This is a genomic window from Anabaena sp. FACHB-1237 (assembly GCF_014696225.1).
Taxonomy (GTDB): Bacteria; Cyanobacteriota; Cyanobacteriia; order Cyanobacteriales; family Nostocaceae; genus FACHB-1237.
Map to the genome: position 1 here is coordinate 1 of NZ_JACJPV010000086.1, position 3,144 is coordinate 3,144.

The following is a 3,144-nucleotide window of genomic DNA, read 5'->3' on the forward strand; positions in this document are numbered from 1 at the left end:
TGTAGATGTCTATGTTGCATTGTGCTGTCGAGAGTTTAGTAATTTCTCTCATTCTCCCATACCGATTACTAGACGACCCTTATTTATCAATGCACTATTTTTTTATTCTGTCAATGCGTAAGTCCTAATTACGTTTACCAGCACTGGAAAAATCTTGACATGGTGGACCACCAATAATGATATCAGGTGTAAAGTCTTTAAAAATACTATAGTCATGATGATTATTGATCTGACTTAAATCATATTCAATAATAGGATGATGGAAATTTTGCTGATATACATTAATAACTGATTTCCAATTATCAAAAGCTGCAACAATTTCAAATGCAGCATTTTTAAATCCTAATGATAATCCCCCACAACCAGAAAATAAATCTATAGCTTTGAGTGAGTTTAATGAACTATGATCATGATATAACTGCATATTTTAAAATACCTATAATAAATATATACCATCTACATATCAAAAATTTCAGGATTGCTAAGTATAGCTGCATCTAATCTTCTTTCAGGGCTTAAAAAATTTTGTCCTCCACCTAAAATAATGTTTTGAATTTCTTGCTTAGTAATTCTAGGTTTTATCAAATTATCACACATCATATAAGGACGAGTATTAGAACCACTTAATGCAAAGGCTTTATCATTTTTAGTATTATAAGTTAGGGTATCAATTACTAATTTATGATTGATTTTACCACTAAGTGCAAATTCATATAGCATTTTTATTAATCATACCACAGAACGCATTGGTCTTTGTATAGTCTCTTCTTCTGATTTGGTAGCTATATCAAAGAAAAGTCTGGTAAAGGCAAAATTAGTCCAAACAAAAATATCTAAACAATGTTGATCAAGTTTTGCAGTTTTCCCTAAAGTTTTCCATATTGGTTGCATAACTAATGGTATTTGGATTTCTAAGTTATCAATTAATAAATTATCTAAACAATTGATCATACTAGAAATATATGGCAATACTTGACTAATACTTAACCAGTCGTGAATTTCACTACATACAGGTTGTAGATAACTAAGTAATTTATCTTTTTGATGTTGAAATTCATAACAAATACTCAAGGCTAGATAAACAATTGTATCTGGTCTAGTAACAATTTCACATCCATATTGATGATCTGGTAAACGATAAGTAGAATTATCAGGTAATGCGGTTAATTTAATTTCAATATTTTTTAAACATAAATTATCTCTATTCAAATCATGAGTGACTAAATCAACTCTTGGTAACTTACCAATAACTATTTTTCTATAAGGAACATAATCACTTTCAAAGAAGAAAAATAAATTATTAGATATTGGTGATATACCGAATATTTGCTGAACATCTATTTCTTGATGCTTGATTTTTAATTGATGATCTAGTGTTAAGTAATTTAATTTTAATCCTTTGCTATACATATAGCAAGCTAATGCAACTGGAAAGGAATTATTAAATTGATTTTTACCCCAACTCGTTGGTTGAGTAAAATCTCGATTGCAATTAATTAACCCAAATAAACCTGGTTGTAGATTTTCTAACATAAATTATGTAATTGAATGTCTAATTTTTCAGTGGTTTTTCTGCCAAAATGTAGTATGGTATCTGGTCTTCCTTGACGACTAACAAATATTTGTAAATGTTGATCTAATATTTCTTGAATCATGCGAAAAAAGCTGATAAAATTAGATTTTCCTGCGCCATTACAGCCAATTAATATGTTAATTTGAGAAAGTTCAAGATCGCATTCAGTGATAGATTTAAAACCTTGTACTTTAATTCTTGATAATTGTGTTTTATTGATTAATTTCGTCATAATAATGTTAGTAATAAAATTAGCGATCGCTCTTAGTTCTTGCGCTCTTAGTTCTTACGCTCTTAGTTCTTAATTTATTCTATTTCTTGTATTATCAAATAATATACAAAAATTTTTAAAATACTTTAATAAGTGTTGATGCAATTAGCTTTTATTTAGAATGAATAAAATAGTATAAACACTTTAAAATCTGTAGGGGTTTAGCACTGCTAAACCCCTACTCATTACTATTCTAAATCCCGACGGCCAGGATTACGTGCTGGGTCATTGGATAAAAACCCAAATATGAAAATACTCAGGAAAAAGAAGACAACGATATAAACTGCGATTTTTAAAGTCACCATAGAAATTACTCCAAGAGGTTTGAAAATTTGCGAGTATTAGTAATAGTTACTAAAAATATCATCAAATATTTCTAGCTTGGTAAGGTTCACGCCTTACTGGGGCTAACTACAAGCCGCGCTATTCGGTTTCTATCATCACATAGAGTTCCGATTCAACTCCAGGATAATATATCACACACCTTCACATCTTACATCACAGATGCACTAGCAGAGGCGATAATATTTTTGTACCACAGATGTCAATATTTGACTATATTTTTGTTATTTCAACCTAATACCGCTAATTCTGAAAAGATATCATATCACAAACTGTTAATTAACCCTTACCACTATTAAACTGTGGAGATGTTCTATAGAACGTACAAGGGTTGTAGAAAACACTGATGTAATTTTTACTCCTATATCTATCAATCAGTTACAATTCAGCTTTTAGTAAAGTTTCTGGGAATTTTTGATCTGTTCTTGTTTTAATTACTTTTGCTGGTACACCTACCGCTATTGAATATGGAGGTATATTTTTTTTCACAACTGCACCAGCACCAATTATGCTACCTTGACCAATAGTAACACCATCTAATACTGTCACAGCATGACCTAGCCAGCAGTTATCTTCAATGATAATACCTTGACGAGTCACACCTTGATCCTTTATTGGTAAAGAAACATCCGTAAATACATGATTATTGGCATATATTCCGCAATGGGAAGCAATCATACAGTTTTTACCAATTTTAACATTGCCAGGTCCGGCGATAGAAACATAAGGAGCAATGTAAGTATGATCGTCAATATAAATCAGGACTTACGCAACTGGCACAGCGATCGCTAATTATTAGTATATGTGTACTGCAATAATGAAGATGTTATTGAATCAGACTGATTGAGAATTGTTAATAGTAATAGATTAAATAAATGACGGGTATTAATTTTATGAGAGAATGATGATAGGGTACATTAAGAAATTAATTAACGATGAAATTTACTAAACTTAATTA

General features: G+C 30.4%; 3 protein-coding genes and 2 pseudogenes. All 5 read right to left on the reverse strand.

What is annotated here, in order from left to right; genetic code table 11:
• Window positions 1-124: 124 nt before the first annotated feature.
• Complete coding sequence (locus H6F32_RS20095; protein WP_242031211.1) at window positions 125-424, reverse strand: DNA cytosine methyltransferase; 300 nt, start codon at window positions 422-424, stop codon at window positions 125-127.
• A gap of 32 nt (window positions 425-456) precedes the next feature.
• Window positions 457-1,533: pseudogene (locus tag H6F32_RS20100) on the reverse strand (HindVP family restriction endonuclease).
• The gene (locus H6F32_RS20105) at window positions 1,527-1,805 is read right to left on the reverse strand and encodes an AAA family ATPase (RefSeq protein WP_190371038.1); all 279 of its coding nucleotides are present in this window, start codon (window positions 1,803-1,805) and stop codon (window positions 1,527-1,529) included. Before H6F32_RS20105 ends, H6F32_RS20100 begins: the two are co-directional and overlap by 7 nt.
• Window positions 1,806-2,032: 227 nt before the next feature.
• On the reverse strand, window positions 2,033-2,149 hold the full coding sequence (locus H6F32_RS20110) for a photosystem II reaction center protein I (RefSeq protein WP_190371039.1): 117 nt from the start codon (window positions 2,147-2,149) through the stop codon (window positions 2,033-2,035).
• A gap of 415 nt (window positions 2,150-2,564) precedes the next feature.
• A pseudogene (locus tag H6F32_RS20115) lies at window positions 2,565-2,918 on the reverse strand (acyltransferase); the annotation flags it as partial.
• Window positions 2,919-3,144 lie beyond the last annotated feature (226 nt).